Origin of the sequence: Neobacillus terrae (assembly GCF_011393025.1) — a bacterium.
GTDB classification, from domain to species: domain Bacteria; phylum Bacillota; class Bacilli; order Bacillales; family Cytobacillaceae; genus Neobacillus_A; species Neobacillus_A terrae.
This window is the reverse complement of sequence record NZ_JAAOEO010000002.1, coordinates 316,670-335,517: the sequence shown is the minus strand read 5'-3', so window position 1 is coordinate 335,517 and position 18,848 is coordinate 316,670. Positions and strand designations below refer to the sequence as shown.

22 protein-coding genes are annotated in these 18,848 nt (G+C 40.6%); all 22 read right to left on the bottom strand.

Features of this window, described 5'->3' with window-relative positions:
- Positions 1-4: 4 nt before the first annotated feature.
- The 22 genes from G8761_RS04155 to fliG all read right to left on the bottom strand — a co-directional run bounded on the left by G8761_RS04155 (position 5) and on the right by fliG (position 18,846).
- A complete protein-coding gene (locus G8761_RS04155) occupies positions 5-871 on the bottom strand; it encodes a MinD/ParA family protein (protein WP_166023947.1) in 867 nt (288 codons plus the stop codon).
- Positions 864-2,024 (bottom strand): flagellar biosynthesis GTPase FlhF, encoded by a 1,161-nt coding sequence (gene flhF / locus G8761_RS04150; RefSeq protein WP_166023945.1) that lies wholly within the window; start codon positions 2,022-2,024, stop codon positions 864-866. Before flhF ends, G8761_RS04155 begins: the two co-directional genes overlap by 8 nt.
- A complete protein-coding gene (gene flhA / locus G8761_RS04145; RefSeq protein WP_166023943.1) occupies positions 2,021-4,057 on the bottom strand; it encodes a flagellar biosynthesis protein FlhA in 2,037 nt (678 codons plus the stop codon). Before flhA ends, flhF begins: the two co-directional genes overlap by 4 nt.
- A gap of 207 nt (positions 4,058-4,264) precedes the next feature.
- Positions 4,265-5,353, bottom strand: coding sequence for a flagellar biosynthesis protein FlhB (flhB, locus tag G8761_RS04140; protein ID WP_166023941.1), 1,089 nt, complete (start codon positions 5,351-5,353; stop codon positions 4,265-4,267).
- Complete coding sequence (gene fliR / locus G8761_RS04135; protein WP_166023939.1) at positions 5,354-6,130, bottom strand: flagellar biosynthetic protein FliR; 777 nt, start codon at positions 6,128-6,130, stop codon at positions 5,354-5,356. It lies immediately after the preceding gene.
- Positions 6,131-6,133: 3 nt separating this feature from the next.
- Positions 6,134-6,403 carry a flagellar biosynthesis protein FliQ gene (gene fliQ / locus G8761_RS04130; RefSeq protein WP_027323402.1) on the bottom strand — a complete coding sequence of 90 codons (270 nt, stop codon included), beginning with the start codon at positions 6,401-6,403 and terminating at the stop codon, positions 6,134-6,136.
- Positions 6,404-6,417: 14 nt separating this feature from the next.
- Positions 6,418-7,083, bottom strand: a complete 666-nt coding sequence (gene fliP / locus G8761_RS04125) for a flagellar type III secretion system pore protein FliP (protein WP_166023937.1) — start codon at positions 7,081-7,083, stop codon at positions 6,418-6,420.
- The gene (locus tag G8761_RS04120) at positions 7,080-7,742 is read right to left on the bottom strand and encodes a flagellar biosynthetic protein FliO (protein WP_243449882.1); all 663 of its coding nucleotides are present in this window, start codon (positions 7,740-7,742) and stop codon (positions 7,080-7,082) included. The genes fliP and G8761_RS04120 overlap by 4 nt, the downstream gene beginning before the upstream one ends.
- Before the next feature lie 19 nt (positions 7,743-7,761).
- Positions 7,762-8,124 (bottom strand): response regulator, encoded by a 363-nt coding sequence (locus G8761_RS04115; RefSeq protein WP_166023933.1) that lies wholly within the window; start codon positions 8,122-8,124, stop codon positions 7,762-7,764.
- Between the two features lie 30 nt (positions 8,125-8,154).
- A complete protein-coding gene (gene fliY, locus G8761_RS04110; protein WP_166023931.1) occupies positions 8,155-9,387 on the bottom strand; it encodes a flagellar motor switch phosphatase FliY in 1,233 nt (410 codons plus the stop codon).
- Positions 9,377-10,375, bottom strand: coding sequence for a flagellar motor switch protein FliM (fliM, locus tag G8761_RS04105; protein ID WP_166023929.1), 999 nt, complete (start codon positions 10,373-10,375; stop codon positions 9,377-9,379). The genes fliY and fliM overlap by 11 nt, the downstream gene beginning before the upstream one ends.
- 42 nt (positions 10,376-10,417) lie before the next feature.
- Positions 10,418-10,846: a flagellar basal body-associated protein FliL gene (fliL, locus tag G8761_RS04100; RefSeq protein ID WP_166023927.1), complete on the bottom strand. Its 429-nt coding sequence runs from the start codon at positions 10,844-10,846 to the stop codon at positions 10,418-10,420.
- On the bottom strand, positions 10,833-11,057 hold the full coding sequence (locus G8761_RS04095) for a flagellar FlbD family protein (protein ID WP_166023925.1): 225 nt from the start codon (positions 11,055-11,057) through the stop codon (positions 10,833-10,835). The genes fliL and G8761_RS04095 overlap by 14 nt, the downstream gene beginning before the upstream one ends.
- A gap of 55 nt (positions 11,058-11,112) precedes the next feature.
- A complete protein-coding gene (locus tag G8761_RS04090; protein WP_166023923.1) occupies positions 11,113-12,288 on the bottom strand; it encodes a flagellar hook protein FlgE in 1,176 nt (391 codons plus the stop codon).
- A 75-nt stretch (positions 12,289-12,363) separates the two neighbouring features.
- A complete protein-coding gene (locus G8761_RS04085) occupies positions 12,364-12,753 on the bottom strand; it encodes a TIGR02530 family flagellar biosynthesis protein (protein ID WP_166023921.1) in 390 nt (129 codons plus the stop codon).
- A gap of 19 nt (positions 12,754-12,772) precedes the next feature.
- The gene (gene flgD / locus G8761_RS04080) at positions 12,773-13,402 is read right to left on the bottom strand and encodes a flagellar hook assembly protein FlgD (protein ID WP_166023919.1); all 630 of its coding nucleotides are present in this window, start codon (positions 13,400-13,402) and stop codon (positions 12,773-12,775) included.
- 8 nt (positions 13,403-13,410) lie between these two features.
- Positions 13,411-14,655, bottom strand: a complete 1,245-nt coding sequence (locus tag G8761_RS04075) for a flagellar hook-length control protein FliK (RefSeq protein ID WP_166023917.1) — start codon at positions 14,653-14,655, stop codon at positions 13,411-13,413.
- A 42-nt stretch (positions 14,656-14,697) separates the two neighbouring features.
- Positions 14,698-15,309 carry a MotE family protein gene (locus G8761_RS04070; RefSeq protein WP_166023915.1) on the bottom strand — a complete coding sequence of 204 codons (612 nt, stop codon included), beginning with the start codon at positions 15,307-15,309 and terminating at the stop codon, positions 14,698-14,700.
- A gap of 8 nt (positions 15,310-15,317) precedes the next feature.
- Entirely contained in the window at positions 15,318-15,761 is a 444-nt protein-coding gene (gene fliJ / locus G8761_RS04065) for a flagellar export protein FliJ (protein WP_166023913.1), read from the bottom strand.
- Positions 15,745-17,082 carry a flagellar protein export ATPase FliI gene (gene fliI / locus G8761_RS04060; RefSeq protein WP_166023911.1) on the bottom strand — a complete coding sequence of 446 codons (1,338 nt, stop codon included), beginning with the start codon at positions 17,080-17,082 and terminating at the stop codon, positions 15,745-15,747. The genes fliJ and fliI overlap by 17 nt, the downstream gene beginning before the upstream one ends.
- A complete protein-coding gene (fliH, locus tag G8761_RS04055) occupies positions 17,079-17,849 on the bottom strand; it encodes a flagellar assembly protein FliH (RefSeq protein ID WP_166024200.1) in 771 nt (256 codons plus the stop codon). The genes fliI and fliH overlap by 4 nt, the downstream gene beginning before the upstream one ends.
- The gene (gene fliG / locus G8761_RS04050) at positions 17,833-18,846 is read right to left on the bottom strand and encodes a flagellar motor switch protein FliG (protein ID WP_166023909.1); all 1,014 of its coding nucleotides are present in this window, start codon (positions 18,844-18,846) and stop codon (positions 17,833-17,835) included. Before fliG ends, fliH begins: the two co-directional genes overlap by 17 nt.
- Positions 18,847-18,848 lie beyond the last annotated feature (2 nt).

The window sequence follows — 18,848 nt, the reverse complement described above, 5'->3', positions numbered from 1 at the left end:
GCTCCTACCTTTCAAAGAGAAACTTCTTTAACTTTGAAACAAAAGGGAGAGAGGTAACCTGTTGGGTATCCTTCAATTTGTTTTGTTTATAACGTTCTGCCAAATCAGTCAGTGCTTTTGAAGCTGACGATTTAGGATTTAATTCAAGAAAAGGAATCTGTCTGCTGACCGCCTGCTGAATAGAACGGTCCTCCGGTATTATCCCTAGCTTGATTGGTTCAATGCTTAAAAACTTTTTAAGAACATTACTTAATCTTTTTAATGTTTCCTCGCCTTCTCTTGGGGAAGGAGACTTGTTCGCGATTAGGAAAAAAGGAAGTTCTGGATTTGCCAGGTATAAAAATTTCATTGTCGCGTATGCATCCATAATTGATGTTGGCTCCGGGGTAGTAACAACAAAAATTTCATCTGCTGATAGCAGGAACCTTAACGACTCCTCATTTATGCCTGCACCCATATCAAATATCACGTATTCGTATTTCCCAAGCAGAGCCTCAAGTTCTTGGATAAGGAAATTTACCTGGTCTTCCTCCATCCTCACAAGCTGTGAAAGCCCAGATCCTCCGGCAATATAGTCAATACCGCCGAAACCAGTCAGGACAACATCTTTTAAGGACGATGACCCCTGGAGAAAATCAACAATCGTTTTACCTGATGATCTCCCCATTAATATGTCAATATTCCCCATTCCAATATCCATATCTAGCAGGAGAACGGAAGACCCGCTTTTAACTAGGGATAAGGAAAAATTTAGCGAAAAATTGGATTTCCCTACCCCTCCCTTTCCGCTAACCACTGCAATTGCTTTTGTTCCCGAGCCCTCTGCCATTTTTGTCAGTTTCAAACGCAAGCTTTCTGCCTGGTCATTCATGGCGTTCGACCCCTAGCAAAAGATTAATAATGGGTTCCGGGCTGGCTGCTATCATATCATCTGGCACATTTTGTCCATTTGTTATATAGGAGACCCCCACCTTATTTGCATGCATCATATTGATCATAGAACCATAAATAGAAGTTTCATCTGCTTTGGTAAAAACTAAGCTATTAATCTTGATAGCAGAAAACTGTTTATATATTTCCTCCATGTCCTTCTGTTTTGCAGCAAGAGACAGTACGAGAAAAGTTTCCATTTCCTGGTCAAAATCGATAATTTTCTGCAAATCCTTTACATATTGCGGATTCCTGAAATTACGGCCAGCTGTATCAACCAAAATAACATCAAAGCTTTCAAACTTTCTGGAGGCTTCCTGAAAATCATCCATGTTGTAACATACCTCAATAGGAACATCCAGGATTTTAGCATATGTTTTTAGCTGGTCGATGGCTGCGATTCTATAGGTATCTGTTGTGATAAAGGCTACCTTCTTTTTATATTTAATGACACAATCTGCTGCCATCTTCGCTAATGTTGTTGTTTTTCCTACACCGGTAGGACCAACTACATTAACGAATTTTTTAGTAAAGGAAATGCCGCCAAACTGGCAATTTCGCAGATATTCATCGAGCTCTTCACGAAACCAGAATGTTACCTTCTTTTCATGGCCTTCTTGTCCATTTCGGTACCATCTTTCCAATAAAGCAGAAATAAAATGTTCCTGAAGGTCTCTGGCTACTTCCTGTTCTTCCATTAGTTGCTGGATATGATTAATGGGTTCAGGGTAAACTGGCCTAAGCCTGTCTGGATTGCCCAATTCTTTTCTTATCATATCCTTAAGGCCATTGATTTCTTTAATCAGATCGGAATCTGATTTAGAATGGGTTACTAACTCCTCTTCTTTGTTTCCTGCTTTTTTTAACGTCTCATGGACTGGTTTTGTCTTTTCTTTTATTAATGGTTTAGATTTCTGCTTAGGGGCAGGGTCAACAGCAGCTATCACTTCAAAGTTTTTCTTTCGAAAAAAGCCTAAAAAACCTCCGCTTTCGACTACTCTGGAATTTAGGATAACGGCATCATTTCCTAGTTCGGCCCTTACAAGCTTCATTGCTTCGGGCATCGAGGGAGCCATAAATTTATTTACCTTCAATCGATGTTCACCACCCCAACGCTTTGTACCTCCACATTTGCTTCCAATTCATTGTAGGACAGTATAGGCATTTTTGGAAAATATCTTTCTGTCATTTGTCTAACGTACATTCTTACCGCCGGCGAACAAAGAACAATGGGTGTCTGTTCCATTAGCGAAAGCTGTTCTGCCTGCGAAGCAATTGATTCCAAAATGGCCTGCGAAAGTGAAGGATCTAATGATAAATAGTTGCCATGTTCTGTTTGCTGGATTGCATCGGCAATAGCTTTTTCTATTTTTCCTGAAAGGGTTATTACTCTTAATGTGTCCCCCTGAATGGAATATTGATTGGTTATCTGCCTGGCAAGCGACTGCCGGACATATTCCGCAAGTATATCTGTATCAGATGTTACCTTTCCGAAGTCGGCCAGTGTTTCAAAAATAACAGGCAGGTTCCGAATGGAAACATTTTCTCTTAGAAGTTTTGCCAGAACCTTTTGGACCTCACCTACAGATAACGGATTTGGAGTGACCTCTTCTACAAGAATTGGATACGATTCTTTCAGATGATCGATCAGCTGTTTTGTTTCCTGTCTTCCAAGCAGATCACTTGCATATGTTTTAATCGTCTCTGTAATATGCGTCGAGACAACCGAAGGCGGATCCACCACTGTGTAACCGAAAATTTCTGCCTGTTCCTTCATTTCTTCAGGTATCCATTTAGCAGGAAGACCAAAGGAAGGCTCAATTGTATCTATACCTTCTATTGAATCATCTTCTATCCCAGGGCTCATCGCGAGATAGTGGTCTAGCAAAAGCTCGCCTCTTGCCATTTCATTTCCCTTAATCTTTAATCGATACTCATTTGGCTGCAGCTGAATATTATCGCGAATCCGAACAACTGGAATGACCAATCCCAATTCAATAGCGAGCTGCCGGCGAATCATGACAATCCTGTCTAGCAAGTCTCCGCCCTGGTTCGCATCCGCCAAAGGAATTAGCCCATATCCAAACTCAAATTCGATTGGATCGACATTCAGTAGATTAACTACGCTTTCAGGGCTCTTCATTTCGTCAGTCTCGATTTCCTCTTCCATTTCCTGGAGCTGTACCGTATCTGTTTTGGGTGCTCGAGAGAACATATAGCCTCCAACTGCAAGCAAACCGGCAACCGGAATGGTAAGAAAGTCATTAATCGGTGTAAAAAGGCCAAGACAGAAAATGGTTGCTCCTGCAATATAAAGCATGTAAGGGTATGCGAGGAGCTGAGATGTAATGTCTTTACCCAAATTACCATCCGAAGCAGCACGGGTAACGACAATACCAGTGGCAGTCGAAATCAAAAGTGCTGGCACCTGGCTGACAATACCGTCACCAACGGACATCAGAGAGAAATGCTGTGCCGCATCTGCTGCAGACATCCCCTGCTGGAGTATCCCGATAATCATGCCGACAATTAAGTTGATCAGCACTATAATAATGGCCGCTATCGCATCTCCTTTTACGAATTTACTCGCACCATCCATTGCTCCGTAAAAATCTGCTTCTCTTGATACTTTTTCACGGCGCTCTCTTGCCTGCTGTTCCGATATCATACCTGCATTCAGATCAGCATCGATACTCATCTGCTTTCCTGGCATGGCATCCAGAGTAAAACGTGCTGCAACTTCAGAAACACGTTCCGCACCCTTTGTGATAACAATAAACTGTATGATGATTAATATAAGAAATAGGACAAGTCCAACAACAACGTTTCCGCCAACTACGAATGTTCCGAAGGTTTCAACTACATCCCCCGCGTCACCGTGAGTCAGGATGGCACGGGTTGTCGACACATTTAGTGCAAGACGAAACAACGTCAGCAATAAGAGTAATGAAGGGAAAACGGAAAATTGGAGCGGTTCTGTCATGTTCATCGAAATAAGCAAAACGAGCAGAGCCAGGGATATATTTAAAATAATCAGTATGCTAAGGATCCAAGTTGGAAATGGGATGATCAACATAGCAATTATTAAGATCACACTTAACAATACTGATAAGTCTCTGCCTGACATAGTATTTCTCTCCTTAATTCCCCACTATTTGAACATGGCGAAATCAATTTTTCTACCTAGATTAGTATAAATTCATTTTCTTGCTTAATTGAATCAAGCCTCGGCGTCCAGTAAGTTTTCATCATTGAAAAGCTTCTTTCAGCATCCTGCAGAAATATGACCGCTGAGTGATACTTGGTGCCGCGCTAAACGGGCGTCTCGGGCTTTTTATTCAACTTTATTTTTAATTCTATATACATAAGCCAGAATTTCTGCAACTGCCTTGAAGAACTCTTCCGGTATGGAATCCCCTATTTCGGTCTGGCTGTAAAGTGCTCTTGCGAGGGGCCGGTTTTCTACCATAGTCACATCATGTTCTTTAGCGATCATTTTAATCTTTTGAGCAACAAAATCGACGCCCTTTGCTACGACAACGGGTGCATCCCTATTAGCTTCATCATATTGAATGACAATGGCAAAGTGGGTAGGATTCGTGATGACAACATCTGCCTTAGGGATTTCCTGCATCATTCTCCTCATCGCCATTTCTCTTTGCCTTTGTTTTATTTTTGATTTGATTAGCGGATCACCCTCGGCACTTTTATATTCATCCTTAATATCCTGCTTGGACATTCGGATATTTTTTTCGTAATCATATTTTTGATAGAGAAAATCCAATAGAGCCAAAAACAGCAGCGCTCCAGAGGCATATAATCCCATGTCCACCGTCAGTCCCCCAATAAGAGCGAAAGCAGCCCCAACTGGTTTCTGAGAAAGTGCCAGTATCTGATCCATTTTCGTCCATAAAACAGAAAAAGTAACAGCCCCAACAAATCCTATTTTTAGAATCGATTTAATTAATTCAATAATTGCTCGAAGTGAAAAGATTCTTTTAAAACCGCTAATAGGATTGATTTTTTCAAACTTTGGCTGAATCGCTTCTGATGAAAAAATAATCCCAACCTGAGCATAATTAGCAGCAACACCTGCTAAAAGCGCAACAAGCAAGATTGGTCCAAGATACAAAGCCATCGCTTTTAGGGTCGCAACCAGAAGGACCTGTACATTATTTTCCGTCAAATCCATTAGCAAACTATCTTGCTGAAAAGAATGGCTAAACAAATCAAATATTCCTTTTTTTAAACTATTTCCTGCAAAGAGCATATATAGAAAAACCGATAATAAAACCGCTGCAGTGTTTATATCCTGGCTCTTTGCTGCCTGTCCCTTTTTTCTGGCCTCCTGCCTTTTTTTAGGGGTGGCTTTTTCTGTTTTTTCACCTGCAAAAAGTTGCAAATTCAGCTTTAACAAGTTCATTTAAGAACCCCCAAGCAGTTCCATGAGGCTCCTCATCGAAACCAGCATAGATTGAAACATATTGGATACGGCAGCAATCATAGCTCCCATTACAGCGATAACAACTAAAAAGCCAACGATTGTTTTAACTGGCATTCCCACAACGAAAATGTTGAGCTGCGGTACGGTTCTTGCAACAATCCCAAGAGCAATGTCAACAAGAAACAAGCTGCCAACAACCGGTATAGACATTTGAAAGGCTGTCATAAATGTGGTGCTAAAAGATTTAACAACATATTCGGCAAGATTTGCATCACCCAGAGGCAGCCATGGTTTATCAATCGGAATAAACCGATAGCTGTGATAAATGCCGTCAATCAAAAGGTGATGTCCATTTACTGTTAGTAACAGAAGAAGTCCAAAAGTATATAAATATTGGCCCATCAAAGGGCTTTGTGCCCCAGTTTGCGGGTCAATAACATTTGCAATGGCAAATCCCATTTGAAAGTCAATGAGGCCTCCGGCAATTTGAATGGCTGACATAATCATATAGGCCATAAACCCAATTAATAAGCCAACCATTGCTTCTTTGATAATCAGGAGGTAATAAACCAAATTCACTTCCAACACAGGTGGGTGGATGGTATAAAAAATAATCCATGCTAGAAAAAAACCCATCCCTATCTTATGTGCTGCCGGTATAGTCCGATACGAAAAGAGCGGCATCATTAGAAAAAAAGATGTTACACGAACAAAAATAAGTAAAAATGCTGGCAAATTTGGATATAGTTCATTCATTGATTAGCCTACAAACCTAGTTAAATTAGAAAATATTTCACTCGCATATGAGAGCATATGGCTCAGCATCCAGGGCCCAAAAAATACTATTCCCAGCATGACAGCAATAATTTTTGGAACAAAGGCAAGTGTTTGCTCTTGTATTTGGGTTGTTGCTTGAAAAATACTGATAATCAGGCCTACCACAAGCGCTATTAACATAAGCGGGCCGCATACCATCAGAACGGTATAAATTCCACGTTCAGCTATTGATATTACTGTTTCCGGACTCATTTCTGTTCACCTGCTTAAAAGCTTTGTAGTAAGGATTTGACCACTAAATACCAGCCGTCGACCAGAACGAATAATAATATTTTAAAAGGAAGTGAGATCATAACTGGCGGCAGCATCATCATTCCCATCGACATTAGGACACTCGCAACCACCATATCTATTACAAGGAATGGAATAAAAATCATAAAACCAATCTGGAATGCTGTTTTTATTTCACTAATTGCAAATGCAGGAACTAGTGCAGTGAGCGGTATATCCTTTACCGATTCTGGCTGTTTCGCTTTCGAATATTCGAGAAACAATGAAAGGTCTTTCTGCCTTGTATGATCACTCATAAAGTCTTTGAAAGGCATTGCGGCCCTGTCGTAAGCCTGGTTTAAAGTGATTTTGTTATCAAATAATGGTGTAAGGGCTTTGTCGTTCACCTCGTGAAAAGTGGGAGCCATTATAAAAAAAGTTAAAAACAATGACAATCCGACAATAACCTGATTAGGCGGCATTTGCTGTGTAGCGAGCGCCGTTCTGACAAAGGAAAGAACAATGACGATCCGTGTAAAACATGTCATTAATATTAAAATGCTGGGAGCCAATGAAAGCACCGTCAATAGCAGGAGAAGTTTAACGGATGTAGAAACATTCTCAGGTGAACTGGTATTAAAAAAATCCACGAACTGATTCATTGCGTGTCTGACTCCTTCTTCTCCAGCTTATCGAAAATTTTCTTTCTTCCCTTGGTAATATCGTCCAGCTGAGTTTTTAGAACGGCGGAGAAAGACTCTCCATTTCCGTTTGATGACTGAAGTTTTCTGGTTCTTTCAATGATCTTTGTCACAATATCGCTTGGCTGGATAAGCTGGTCCATCCTGCTGTTATAATCATCGATAATTTGGTTTCGCTCATTTTCGTCCTCAATTTCCTTTAACAGCTGAATGCTTTCGCCCACACCGACTATAAACAGCTGGTTCGCAATTTTGATAATTTGAACCGAACGGTTCGCGCCAAGACTGGTTCCACCCAGGTTTTCAACCAGCTGAGAGTGTTTGTACACCCGGCTTTTCTTATTAATAAACCTTAAAAGAAAATAGAGCAGGGCAACGACAAAGGCTGTTGCAAAAATCATTCTAACAAAATCCCAAAAAGTAACTCCTACCTCCTGGGCTTTCGCCTTCTGTTCCCCGCCATTTTTCACTGGTGCCACTGTATCCTTGCATTTTTCGGGGTGTTTAATGCAATCTTTAACACTATTATTCATTTGCTCTGCAAAGGCAGTATGCTGGGAGCCAAGCAGAGCAATAAAAACCAGTAACAATATTTTTATGCCTTTTTCCAAATTAACCAAGGCGTGCACCCTCATTTCATTAGACCAGCGCTTTGGAAATCGCTTCTATAACACGGTCAGCCTGGAAGGGCTTTACAATAAAGTCTCTTGCTCCTGCCTGTATCGCATCAATAACCATTGCCTGTTGGCCCATAGCTGAACACATAATCACTTTAGCGCTTGGATTTAACTTCTTAATTTCTTTTAATGCAGTAATTCCATCCATTTCTGGCATAGTAATATCCATTGTTACAAGGTCAGGGTGTGTCTCCTTGTATTTCTCAATCGCCTGAGAGCCATCGGCTGCCTCGCCCACAACTTCAAAGCCATTCTTCGTTAAAATATCCTTTATCATCATTCTCATAAATGCCGCATCGTCTACGATTAAAATCTTGTTAGCCATTTATTCATTTACCTCCGGGTACATTATTATTTAGCGTAATTTCTTTATTCTGTCACTTTGGCTGATAATATCAGTCACTCGTACGCCAAAGTTTTCATCGATTACCACAACTTCTCCTTTGGCAATTAAACGGTTGTTTACTAAAATATCAACAGGCTCACCTGCAAGTTTGTCCAGTTCGATGATGGAACCAGGAGAAAGCTCAAGAATTTCTTTAACAGTACGCTTGGTCCTTCCAAGTTCTACTGTTACCTGGAGAGGAATATCAAGAAGCATATTCAAATTCTTCTGTTCTGGCTCCTGATGTCTCATTGGTTCAAAATTAGAAAACACCGCCGGCTGGACAGCTGGCTGCTGGCCGCCACTAAAATTCGCACCTATATGCTGAGGACTATGCTGCTCCTGCTGATAAGGTACTGTTTGTTGATTAATATTTTGATAGTTATTACTCTCTTGATTAATGCCTGTGCTAGAACCATTGGATTCAGAATGGTGAGCAGATATGGCTGCCTGTGGCGAATTATTTTGCTGCTGAGTGCCAGCACTTGTCTGTATATGCGGATCAGCTTCTGCTTGGCCCGGGTTCATCAAATCAAATACCAGCTTTTTTGCAAAATCAAGCGGAACAATCTGCATGATGGTTGAATCAATTAGGTCACCAACCTTCAGACGGAAAGAAATTTTCACCAGCATTTCTATTCCTGAAATCCTCTCGGTACCTTCCCCCTGTTTTATATCAAGTATGCTGAGCGTCGGAGGGGATATATCAACTCTTTTATTAAAGATGGTTGACATCGAGGTTGCTGCTGAGCCCATCATTTGATTCATGGCTTCCTGGACAGCACTCAGCTGGATTTCCCCCATATAATCTGCAGGATTTTTACCATCACCGCCAAGCATCAGGTCAACAATTATAGCCGCATCACTTTGCTTTACAATTAAAATATTTCTGCCTGAAAATCCTTCCGTATAGCTGACCTCAATACCTACATATGGATGTGGGAATTCGTCTGCCAGCCTTTCTTTTTGCACAGCTGTTACAGTAGGAGTGGTTATTTCTACTTTTTGGTTCAATAATGTGGACAACGCGGTTGCTGAGCTGCCAAATGAGATATTGCCTATTTCACCAAGGGCATCTATTTCAATCGGAGAAAGATACTCTTCTTCTTCTTTTGGCTCTTCTGCATCAAAAGTATCATCTTCATCTGTTGCGCGCAGAAGCGCATCTATTTCGTCCTGAGAAAGCATATCATCACTCATCATCGCCATCTCCTCCTTTCAATGTATCAAGCACTTGGATAGCCATTTTTTTATTCACTTTTCCTGGCTGGCCATAAAACTTAGGAATCTCGCCAACTTTTATCAGAAGCGGTGTTGTTATTAATTGATCCAGTTCAATCACATCATCCACATCCAGCATGAGAAAATCCTGAACCGTAATATCGGCATTTCCCATTTCCACGCTGACGGATACGTCCGCATTCTGGATATTTTTCTCTAAAACAGCTATTTCCCGTGGTTCTCTTTCCTTCTTCTCAGACTGCATCCAATAATGGACGGAGAGCTTTGGTATTATTGGTTCAAGGACAACATGCGGTATGCAAATATTTATCATTCCGCTTGTTTCTCCGATAACTGTGTTGAGCGAGATGACGACTACTGTTTCGTTTGGGGATACCATTTGCAAAAACTGCGGGTTAACCTCAAACTCTGACAGTACAGGATCAATATCAGCTAAACTGCTCCAGGCCTCCCTAAGACCTTCAAATGCACGTTCAAACATATTAGACATGATTTTCGTCTCAATCTCAGTCAGGTTATCTACCTTATTAACGCTTGCCCCTCTGCCTCCCAAAAGCCTGTCAAGCATGGCATAAGCAATATTGGGATTTACCTCCATTAAAATCCTGCCCTCCAGAGGAAAAACCTCATAGACATTAAGAATAGTCATTTTTGGAATGGACCTGATAAATTCTTCATAAGGAATTTGGTCTGCGGATGCCACCGAAATTTGTACATATGTCCGCAGCTGTGCAGAGAAATATGTAGTTAACAGCCTTGCAAAATTATCATGTATCCGAGTCAGGCTTCGTATTTGGTCTTTTGAGAATCTAAGAGCTCTTTTAAAATCATAAACTCTTACTTTTTTCTCAGTCTGTTCTTTCTTAAGTTCGTCAGCATCCATCTCTCCAGTAGATAAAGCAGAGAGCAGGGCATCAATTTCACTTTGCGATAAAACTTCTCCTGCCATACAGTCTCACCTCCATATCTGCATTAATTTAGTTTTCCCTGATTATTGAAGAAGAGAGTCTGTGATATATACCTTAACTACCTTTCCATTCTGCATTAATTGATTAATCCGGTGTTTCAAAGCATTTTCAAGCTGTAATTTGCCTTCTTTGCCCTGCAGATCCTTTGCCTGCTTTTCAGAGAGCTCTTGGATAATGATATTTTTCACTTGGAAATCTCGTTTTTGCACTTCGTCCTTTGCATCTGTGCTGTCTGTTTGAATTTTAAAAGAAATCCGGATATAATCGTCACTTGCCAGGTTAGTTGTGAGCTGCGGAATATCAACTGAGTCCTCCAGCACCTCATCAATAGTAGGACCCTTTGCTTCTGCTTTATTATTCATCTTGTATATAACAGTCACGGCTACCCCACCTACCAGTAAAATGGCAGCAAGCATAATCGTCATAATCATGAACAATTTATTTTTCATCATTTTCAATTTCCTCCAACTGCGGTTGACCCAGAAGACTTACAGATTGATAGAATCCCTTTATTTTCTCCACTGTTATCTGCTCCGATTCCCTCACAACGTACTTATGTCCATTTAGTAGTGTAATAGTAGTATCAGGGAAGGATTCAACAGTTTCGATATAGAGTGCGTTTAGTGTAAATTCTTTTCCATTTAATCTGGTTACTTTTATCACGTTTAGTTTTTAAGGGAAGAAAAAGAAGTTTTTTCTTCCCCCATCCTCCTATAAATTATCGTTTCAAATTAACAAGTTCCTGAAGGATTTCATCTGAAGTTGTAATAATCTTGGTATTCGCCTGGAAGCCACGCTGTGCAGTGATCATTTCGGTAAATTCCTCGGAAAGATCAACGTTTGACATTTCCAGCGATCCGGCAGCAATGGAACCTCTGCCATCCCCTGGTGTACCAATGTTTGCCGTTCCAGAGTTAATAGATTCCTGGAAGGAATTGCTTCCTGTCTTAGTTAAACCTGAAGCATTGCTAAATTTAGCAATTGCTAATATTCCCAGAGTCTTTACAAGGCCATTAGAGTATACCCCGTTAATTGCCCCGGATGAGCCAATGTTAAAGCTCTCAAGGCTGCCCTGTAGGTTTCCGTCGGGATTGACGAGTGCAGTTGTAGGACCTGCTTCTTGTTTTAGTCCGGAAAAATCGACAGTAATAGGTGCACTTCCAGCTGGAGTATACGTCAATGCTCCTGTTGTGCAGCTTTTATCTGCACCAAAGCTTAAAGAAGTTGGATTTGTTGGAGCGCCCGGAATGGTAACATCCCATCCGGAAGCAGATTTTGTGAAAGAAATCTCCATTTTCTGTTCCTGTCCTTGAGCGTCAATAGTCTTAATTTGCTGATTGTATACCGTTCCAACAATTGCATCTGCCGATAAATTATCAGCCATTTTAATATTTTTAGTTACAACAGGTGGCAATACTGCATTCACATTTACCGCAATATCCCCCAGTTGATTAGTAGGCTGCCCGGTAACAGGATCTACTTTATATGCCTGTACCTTTAAACCATCACCATTTACGAGGTTTCCTGAGTTATCAAGATAAAAGTTTCCTGCGCGGGTATAAGATAACTGATTACCTTGCTTAGTTACAAAATAGCCATCACCGGAAATCGCAACGTCAAGTGCTCTTCCTGTAGTTTGCAGTGCAGCTTGAGTGTCGACAGTATCAATGGTAGCAAAAGTGGAACCAAGTCCAACCTGCATTGGGTTTTTTCCGCCGCGGTTGTTTTGGGCAGCACTGGCGCCTGAAATTGTCTGGTTCATTGTATCCTTAAAGGTTACACGGCCTTTTTTAAATCCGAAGGTGTTGACATTAGCAATATTATTGCCGATTACATCTAGCTTTGTCTGGAAGTTTTTCATTCCACTGATTCCTGAGTACATTGAACGAAGCATTGTTTTTCCTCCTTATATTTGCAGCTGCGTCTGTCAGTCGGCAGCTCTTGGCTTCCTTTTCAAGGTCCAGCCATTTTATGAATCTATTAAAATCGTTCCATTAATATTGGTAAATATTTGCGACGCAGCTTCCTGTCTGTTCATCGCTGTAATTACCCTATTATTTTTTGCGCTTACGATTAGGGCTGCATCCTTTAAAAGTACTAGGGATTCATTAACCCCCATCTTTTTTGCCGTTAAAACCTTTTGTTCAATCTGGCCCCATTTTTCCTCGCTTATCCTAATATTCCGCTCTTTCAAACGATCCTGGGCATGCTTGCTGATTGATAAGCCCGAACTTGCATCAATAGCATTCTGAAGATGCATAGAAAAAGGATTTTTTGCCTGAGTCTGGTTTATGCTTGGCTTTAATGCCTTAGGTAACGGTGTTTTGGGAACGATGGAATGAAAAATAGGTTTATCCATTTCTATCATTCTCCAATCTTTATTCTATTTTTGTTATTTGCGCCGCATTAATTTTTGCCTCATCACTTAAAAGATATTGAGTTTTCCCATCCTTAAACGATACAGACTTTACAGTTGCTGTCTTCTCTTCCTTCTGGTCATTTGTATAATATACCGTTTTTCCAATGAGCATAGATGATTGAAGCATCTGGCTGTCAAGAGAGGTTTCATTAACCTGTGAAATATTAGCTGGTTCCAGGGTTGTTCCATCCTCTAATGTAAAGAGAACATTATCGTCCTTAAACTGAACAGAAACTACTTTACCTTCGCCCTGCTGAACATTTGACTGTCCCGTTTGCCCATCATCCTGTGCCTTATGCCAAGTTACATCCCTGCCAACAAATTGGCTGTATTGAATCAGCTTGTTCTGCTGTTCTGCAGAAACAAATTGGTCAATTGATTTCCCCATATTTGTTATCTGCTCTAATGTAGAGAACGTGGCCATCTGGGCAACAAAATCTTTATCCTGCATTGGGTTAAGCGGGTCCTGATTCTGCAGCTGAGTCATTAGAATTTTTAGAAAATCATCTTTCCCAAGTGTACTGGTTGCTTTTTTGGCTGTATTCTGGACTGTATTTAATAATAAAGATGAATCAATTGTATTTGCCATGTTCTCACCTAAACTTCCATATTTACAAGAGCTTCTTCAAGCGAAAAATTAAAGTCTCCATCATCTTCTTCGCTCTTTTTATTATTTTCCTGCGTATTCTGTCTCTGCCCCTGTGGCTGCCCCTGCTGCTCTCTCCCCAGGAAGCGATCAGGCTGGCTTAGCTGCTGGGATATTTCCAGTCTTTCCACTTGAATGTTTTGAGCTGCAAAAGCCTGCTTTAATCCATTCATGTGAGACTCCAGTGCATCTTTAGCTGCTCCAGTTGAAGTTAATATTTTCGCTGTAATCGTACCGTCTCTTTGAATTAACTCAATTCTTAATGAACCAAGGTTGTCAGGATGAAGATTAACCAATAATTTTTGCTCTCCTCCTGTACCACTCAATTGCGCCTTGGAGAGAATAGATTCAAACTGTCTAATTAATTCATTGGTATTAATAGGTCTCCCATTGCTTTGAAGCATAAGAAGAGGCTGTATAGATTTTCCTGTGCTTTGTGAATTTATCGTTTCCCCGCTGATATTTAGTTTAAAATCGTGCGAGTCTGTTTTAATTTCCTGCGATGGAAAAACTTTTTTATCTTTTTCCTCAGTTTTTTGGTTTAAGTCGCTAACTAACCGGGTAAATACATTTTGTAAAAATTCATTTCTGTTTGCTGGCTTTTGATTTGCAGCCAAATTACTTAGTGTTTCCTTTACTTTTTCAAGGAGACTTCCAAGACTGTCTAAGGACTTTGCCGAGTCCTTGTTCGCAGCCATAAGGTCGGATAGCTTAGCTGCCTTTAAAAAACCTTTTAAATCGTCTGCAGGTAATTTCATTAGCTTGTCCTGAGGCAATGATAAAAGGCCAGCAAGCATAGCTGCTAATAAATCCTGAGGATTCTTCTCATCTTTCTTTTCCTGCGGTAAGGAGCTGCCAATTCCTCTGGAAAGGGATTCTAAAAGACTGTTCCATTTTTCATCACTGATTCCAAGATATTGTTTTATGATCTGGAGCATATCTGTATCAGAATTACTCATAAGCTGATCCTTGATTTTAGACCCTCCCTCAATATCCTGGATATTCACCGTTCCAAGGAAAGACAAAAGGTTTGTTATGTCTAGGGCTGATAAAGAATTACTGTCCTTCTTTTGTTCTTCTTTCGGCTGAGTCTGAAGCCCGTTAAGAACACTCATAAAGCTTTCTTTTCCTTTTGTTCCTTGAGCATTTTGGGAAGTTGCCATACTTTTTACATATCCAAGTCCACCAATTTGCATATTTTCACCTCCTTTCAAGAAAAGCATAAGCGCTTGATGTGTTTATTGATTCTGGCTGTCTGTTTGATCCTGGGTGGTCAGCATGCCTGTAAATTTAGCAGCTTGAGCTGGATCCATGTTCTCCATTATTCCAGCAAGTGTTTCGGGCTTAATATTGGATAAAATCTTTAGCGCTTCTGTTTCAGGCATTTTAGAAATAATAGGTGCTGATTTTTTTACTGGCATAGTTTCATAGGTTCTTACAATATCTTTAAATGCCCGTTTGTTTTCTTCCTGAATAGCTACTAAGTTATTAACTTCCTGCTGCAGCTTGCTTTTTTCAAGCTCGCCCATTTGGATGCTTTTGTCCTTTTGATCCAACTGTGTTTTTAACTGCTGGATTTTTGCTTCACGGTCCTTGATTTGGCTTTCTAAATCAATTATGTTTTTTTCCAATTGCTGGTTATTTTCTTTTTTATCAGCTGCGAATAAGCTGCCCACTACGGGGATTTTGTTCCCATATTCCTTGGCTGCCTCAAACACGTTGATACCTGAAAATGTCATGACCACCAGTGCAACTGTTATCGTAAAGAGTAAAGGAATAAGAACAATATATATAAACCATTGAAAAGGACTATATCTTGAGCGTTCTTTTTCTTCAGAGTTTTTTTCCATTTTTCCACCTAATTTCCCCGGTTCATAAATTGCTGAATCGAGATATCATCCATTTGTTTTCCCTCAAAGGCAATCATATCTTTAAGGTAATGCTGATGATCTTTTTCTTTCATTTTTTGATATTTTTTTACTTCCACATTATTTTCCAGTAGCTTCTCATGATAAAAGTTCATTCTGCCGCGTGCATTTAACACCATTGTTTGATAATGCTCAATTGTCTTTTCGAGGTTTACAATGAACTGCTGATGATACCTGATTTCCTGTACGTTCAGTCCTTTTTCCAGCCTTGAAGATTGATGGGACTGCATATCCTCTTTCTTTTTTAAAAGGGAATACAGTTTTTCTGCTGCTTCCTCAAACTTTCGTACCGACTCATTATAGAAGGAGAGCGCTTCGTCCTTTTCTTTTACTTTTATATGAAGGATTTTATCAAATCTATATTGATAGACCATCAGCAAAATCACCATTCCCTACTAAATCAAATAACTGATAAATGCTTTCTTGCATAGAAACCTTTTCACTTGTAGATTGCTTTAAAAAAGAAAGGATATGAGGATAAAGTCTCACAGCTTCATCGATTTCAGCTGATGAACCCTTTTTATAAGCACCAATATTAATTAAATCCTCCGAATTGATATATGTGCTTAACAGATCGCGCAGCTTTTCTGCTGCTCTGGCCTGTTCAGAGGTTACAATTTGATTCATAATCCGGCTGATACTTTTTAACACATTTACTGCAGGATACTGCCCTTTATTTGCCAGATCCCGATCAAGGACAAAATGACCATCCAAAATTCCACGTACCGTATCAGCAACTGGTTCATTCATATCGTCGCCGTCTACCAAGACAGTATAAAAACCTGTAATAGAACCAGATTGATTTGTTCCTGTCCTCTCCAGAAGTTTAGGAAGTACGGCAAAAACTGAAGGAGTGTATCCTTTGGTTGTCGGAGGTTCTCCGACTGCAAGACCGACTTCCCGCTGAGCCATGGCAACCCTTGTTACAGAGTCCATCATCAGCATGACATTAAGACCTTTATCTCGGAAGTATTCGGCAATTGCTGTTGCAGTAAATGCTCCTTTTATTCTCATAAGCGCTGGCTGGTCCGAGGTGGCAACGACAACTATGGATCTTTTTAATCCTTCTTCGCCGAGATCCCGCTCGATGAACTCCCTTACTTCCCTTCCCCGTTCACCAATTAAAGCAATTACATTTAAATCCGCTTTTGTATTTCTTGCAATCATTCCAAGCAGCGTGCTTTTTCCTACTCCGCTTCCCGCAAAGATTCCAACCCTTTGTCCGTTTCCGACGGTAAGAAGACCATCAATCATCCTTACTCCCACCTCAATCGATTCCCGAATAGGAGGCCGATTCATGGGATTGGGTGGTGACTGTTCTGTTGGTACCGAAGTCAGACCTTTTGGAAGGAGAGAACCATCGAGCGGATAACCAAGAGAGTCAATAACGCTTCCAATAAGTGCTGCTCCAACTTTCACCTCAAGAGGTTTTGAAGAAGCCTCCACCAGACTGCCAGCTGATATATCCTGAACAGCGGTATATGGCATAAGAATAATGTTTTCTTCCCTAAAGCCGACTACTTCCGCCATGATTTTCCGTTTTTGTCTTCCGCCAACATGAATATAGCAAACATCTCCAATTGAACTTTCAGGGCCCTGTGATTCTATCATTAGTCCGACGACCCTTTTCACTCTTCCATATCTTCGAAACGTATCCAGTTCGTTTATATGTTCGAGAAGGGATGCAGCTTTCATTCTGTTCCACTCTCCAGCAAATCAATTAGTTTGTTTTTTATTTCATCCAGCTGGCTGTCCACACTTGCATCTATTCGTCCATTTGCCGACTCGATAAGACATGCTTCTTCTGAAAGGTCCTCATCAGGATAAATATAAAAATCTACTTCTCTTGGAAACAGTGCAATTAACTCATCCTTCTGTGATAAAAGGAAATTATAGCGAGATGGATTCACATGAACCTGAACCTCCCGGTATTCTCTTGCTTCCTTCAATGCCCGTTTAACGATGAGAAGAAAATCTTCCTCTTGTTCACTAATTCTGGTACCAAGAATGCGTCCAGCTACCTTCATTCCAAGTTCTAAAATGGTTCTTTCAGCCTTCTCTACATTTTTTCTATACTCTAATTTAGAATCTTCTACAATCTCTTTTGCAAAATTAATTGTTTCGCTGTACTCCTGGTAGCCCTGGTTTCTGCCTTCCACAAGGCCCTGCTCATACCCTTTTATTTGTGCGGCTTCTTCAAGGTTATGCCGCTGGCGTTCCCATTCTTCTTTTTCCGCAGCAATTTGCTCACGGACAGCCTGAGCATGGACAGCAGCTTCCTGCATAATCATGTCTGACTGCATATGGGCGCTTCCAATAATACTTTCCCCTTGCTCTTCGAAGGCATAAGGTGATTCCTCGGAACCTGGATTGTTGCTTTGCACCGTTTTTATACCAATTATTCTTTTTTCCGTTTTTGGCGCAGCCCACTGGGATTTAATTAATCTAGACAATAATATCATCCCCTCCGCCGCGGGCAATGACGATTTCTCCTGCATCTTCCAGACGGCGAATGATGGAAACGATTCTTGTTTGAGCCTCTTCTACATCGCGTAATCGGACAGGCCCCATGTATTCCATTTCATCCTTAAAGGTTTCTACCATACGAGAAGACATATTGCGGAATACAATTTCTTTAACCTCATCACTTGATACCTTAAGTGAAAGCATAAGGTCTTCATTTTCACAATCACGAATGACACGCTGTATTGCACGATTATCAAGAGTAACAATGTCTTCGAATACAAACATTCTTTTCTTAATTTCTTCTGCGAGTTCAGGATCCTGTATCTCCAGAGCATCAAGGATTGTACGTTCTGTGGCACGGTCAACTCCGTTCAGTACATCTACAACAGCTTCAATTCCTCCAGTTTGGGTGTAATCCTGGGTTACAGTTGCTGAAAGCTTTCTTTCCAGGATTTGTTCAACTTCATTAATAATCTCTGGAGAAGTACTATCCATCATAGCGATCCTTCTAGCAACATCAGCCTGCATATCCTGTTGGAGCTCAGATAAAATCTGTCCTGCCTGGGCTGGGTCAAGGTATGACAATATTAGTGCAATCGTTTGCGGATGTTCGTTTTGAATGAAATTTAGTATTTGAGCCGGATCAGCCTTTCTCGCAAAATCAAAAGGACGCACCTGCAGGGAGGAAGTCAGCCTATTGATAATAACGGAGGCCTGTTCTGTTCCTAAAGCTTTTTCAAGGACCGTTTTGGCATAGCCAATCCCTCCCTGAGATATATAATCCTGAGCTAGAGCTATATTATGGAATTCTTCCAAAACCTCTTCTTTTGAACTGTTTTCCACCTTTTTTACACCTGATATTTCAAGTGTTAATTTTTCAATTTCTTCTTCATTCAGGTGTTTATACACTGATGCAGAAACATCAGGACCCAGGGAAATGAGAAGAATGGCTGCTTTTTGTTTCCCGTTAAGTTCTTTTTGATTTTTTGCCATTT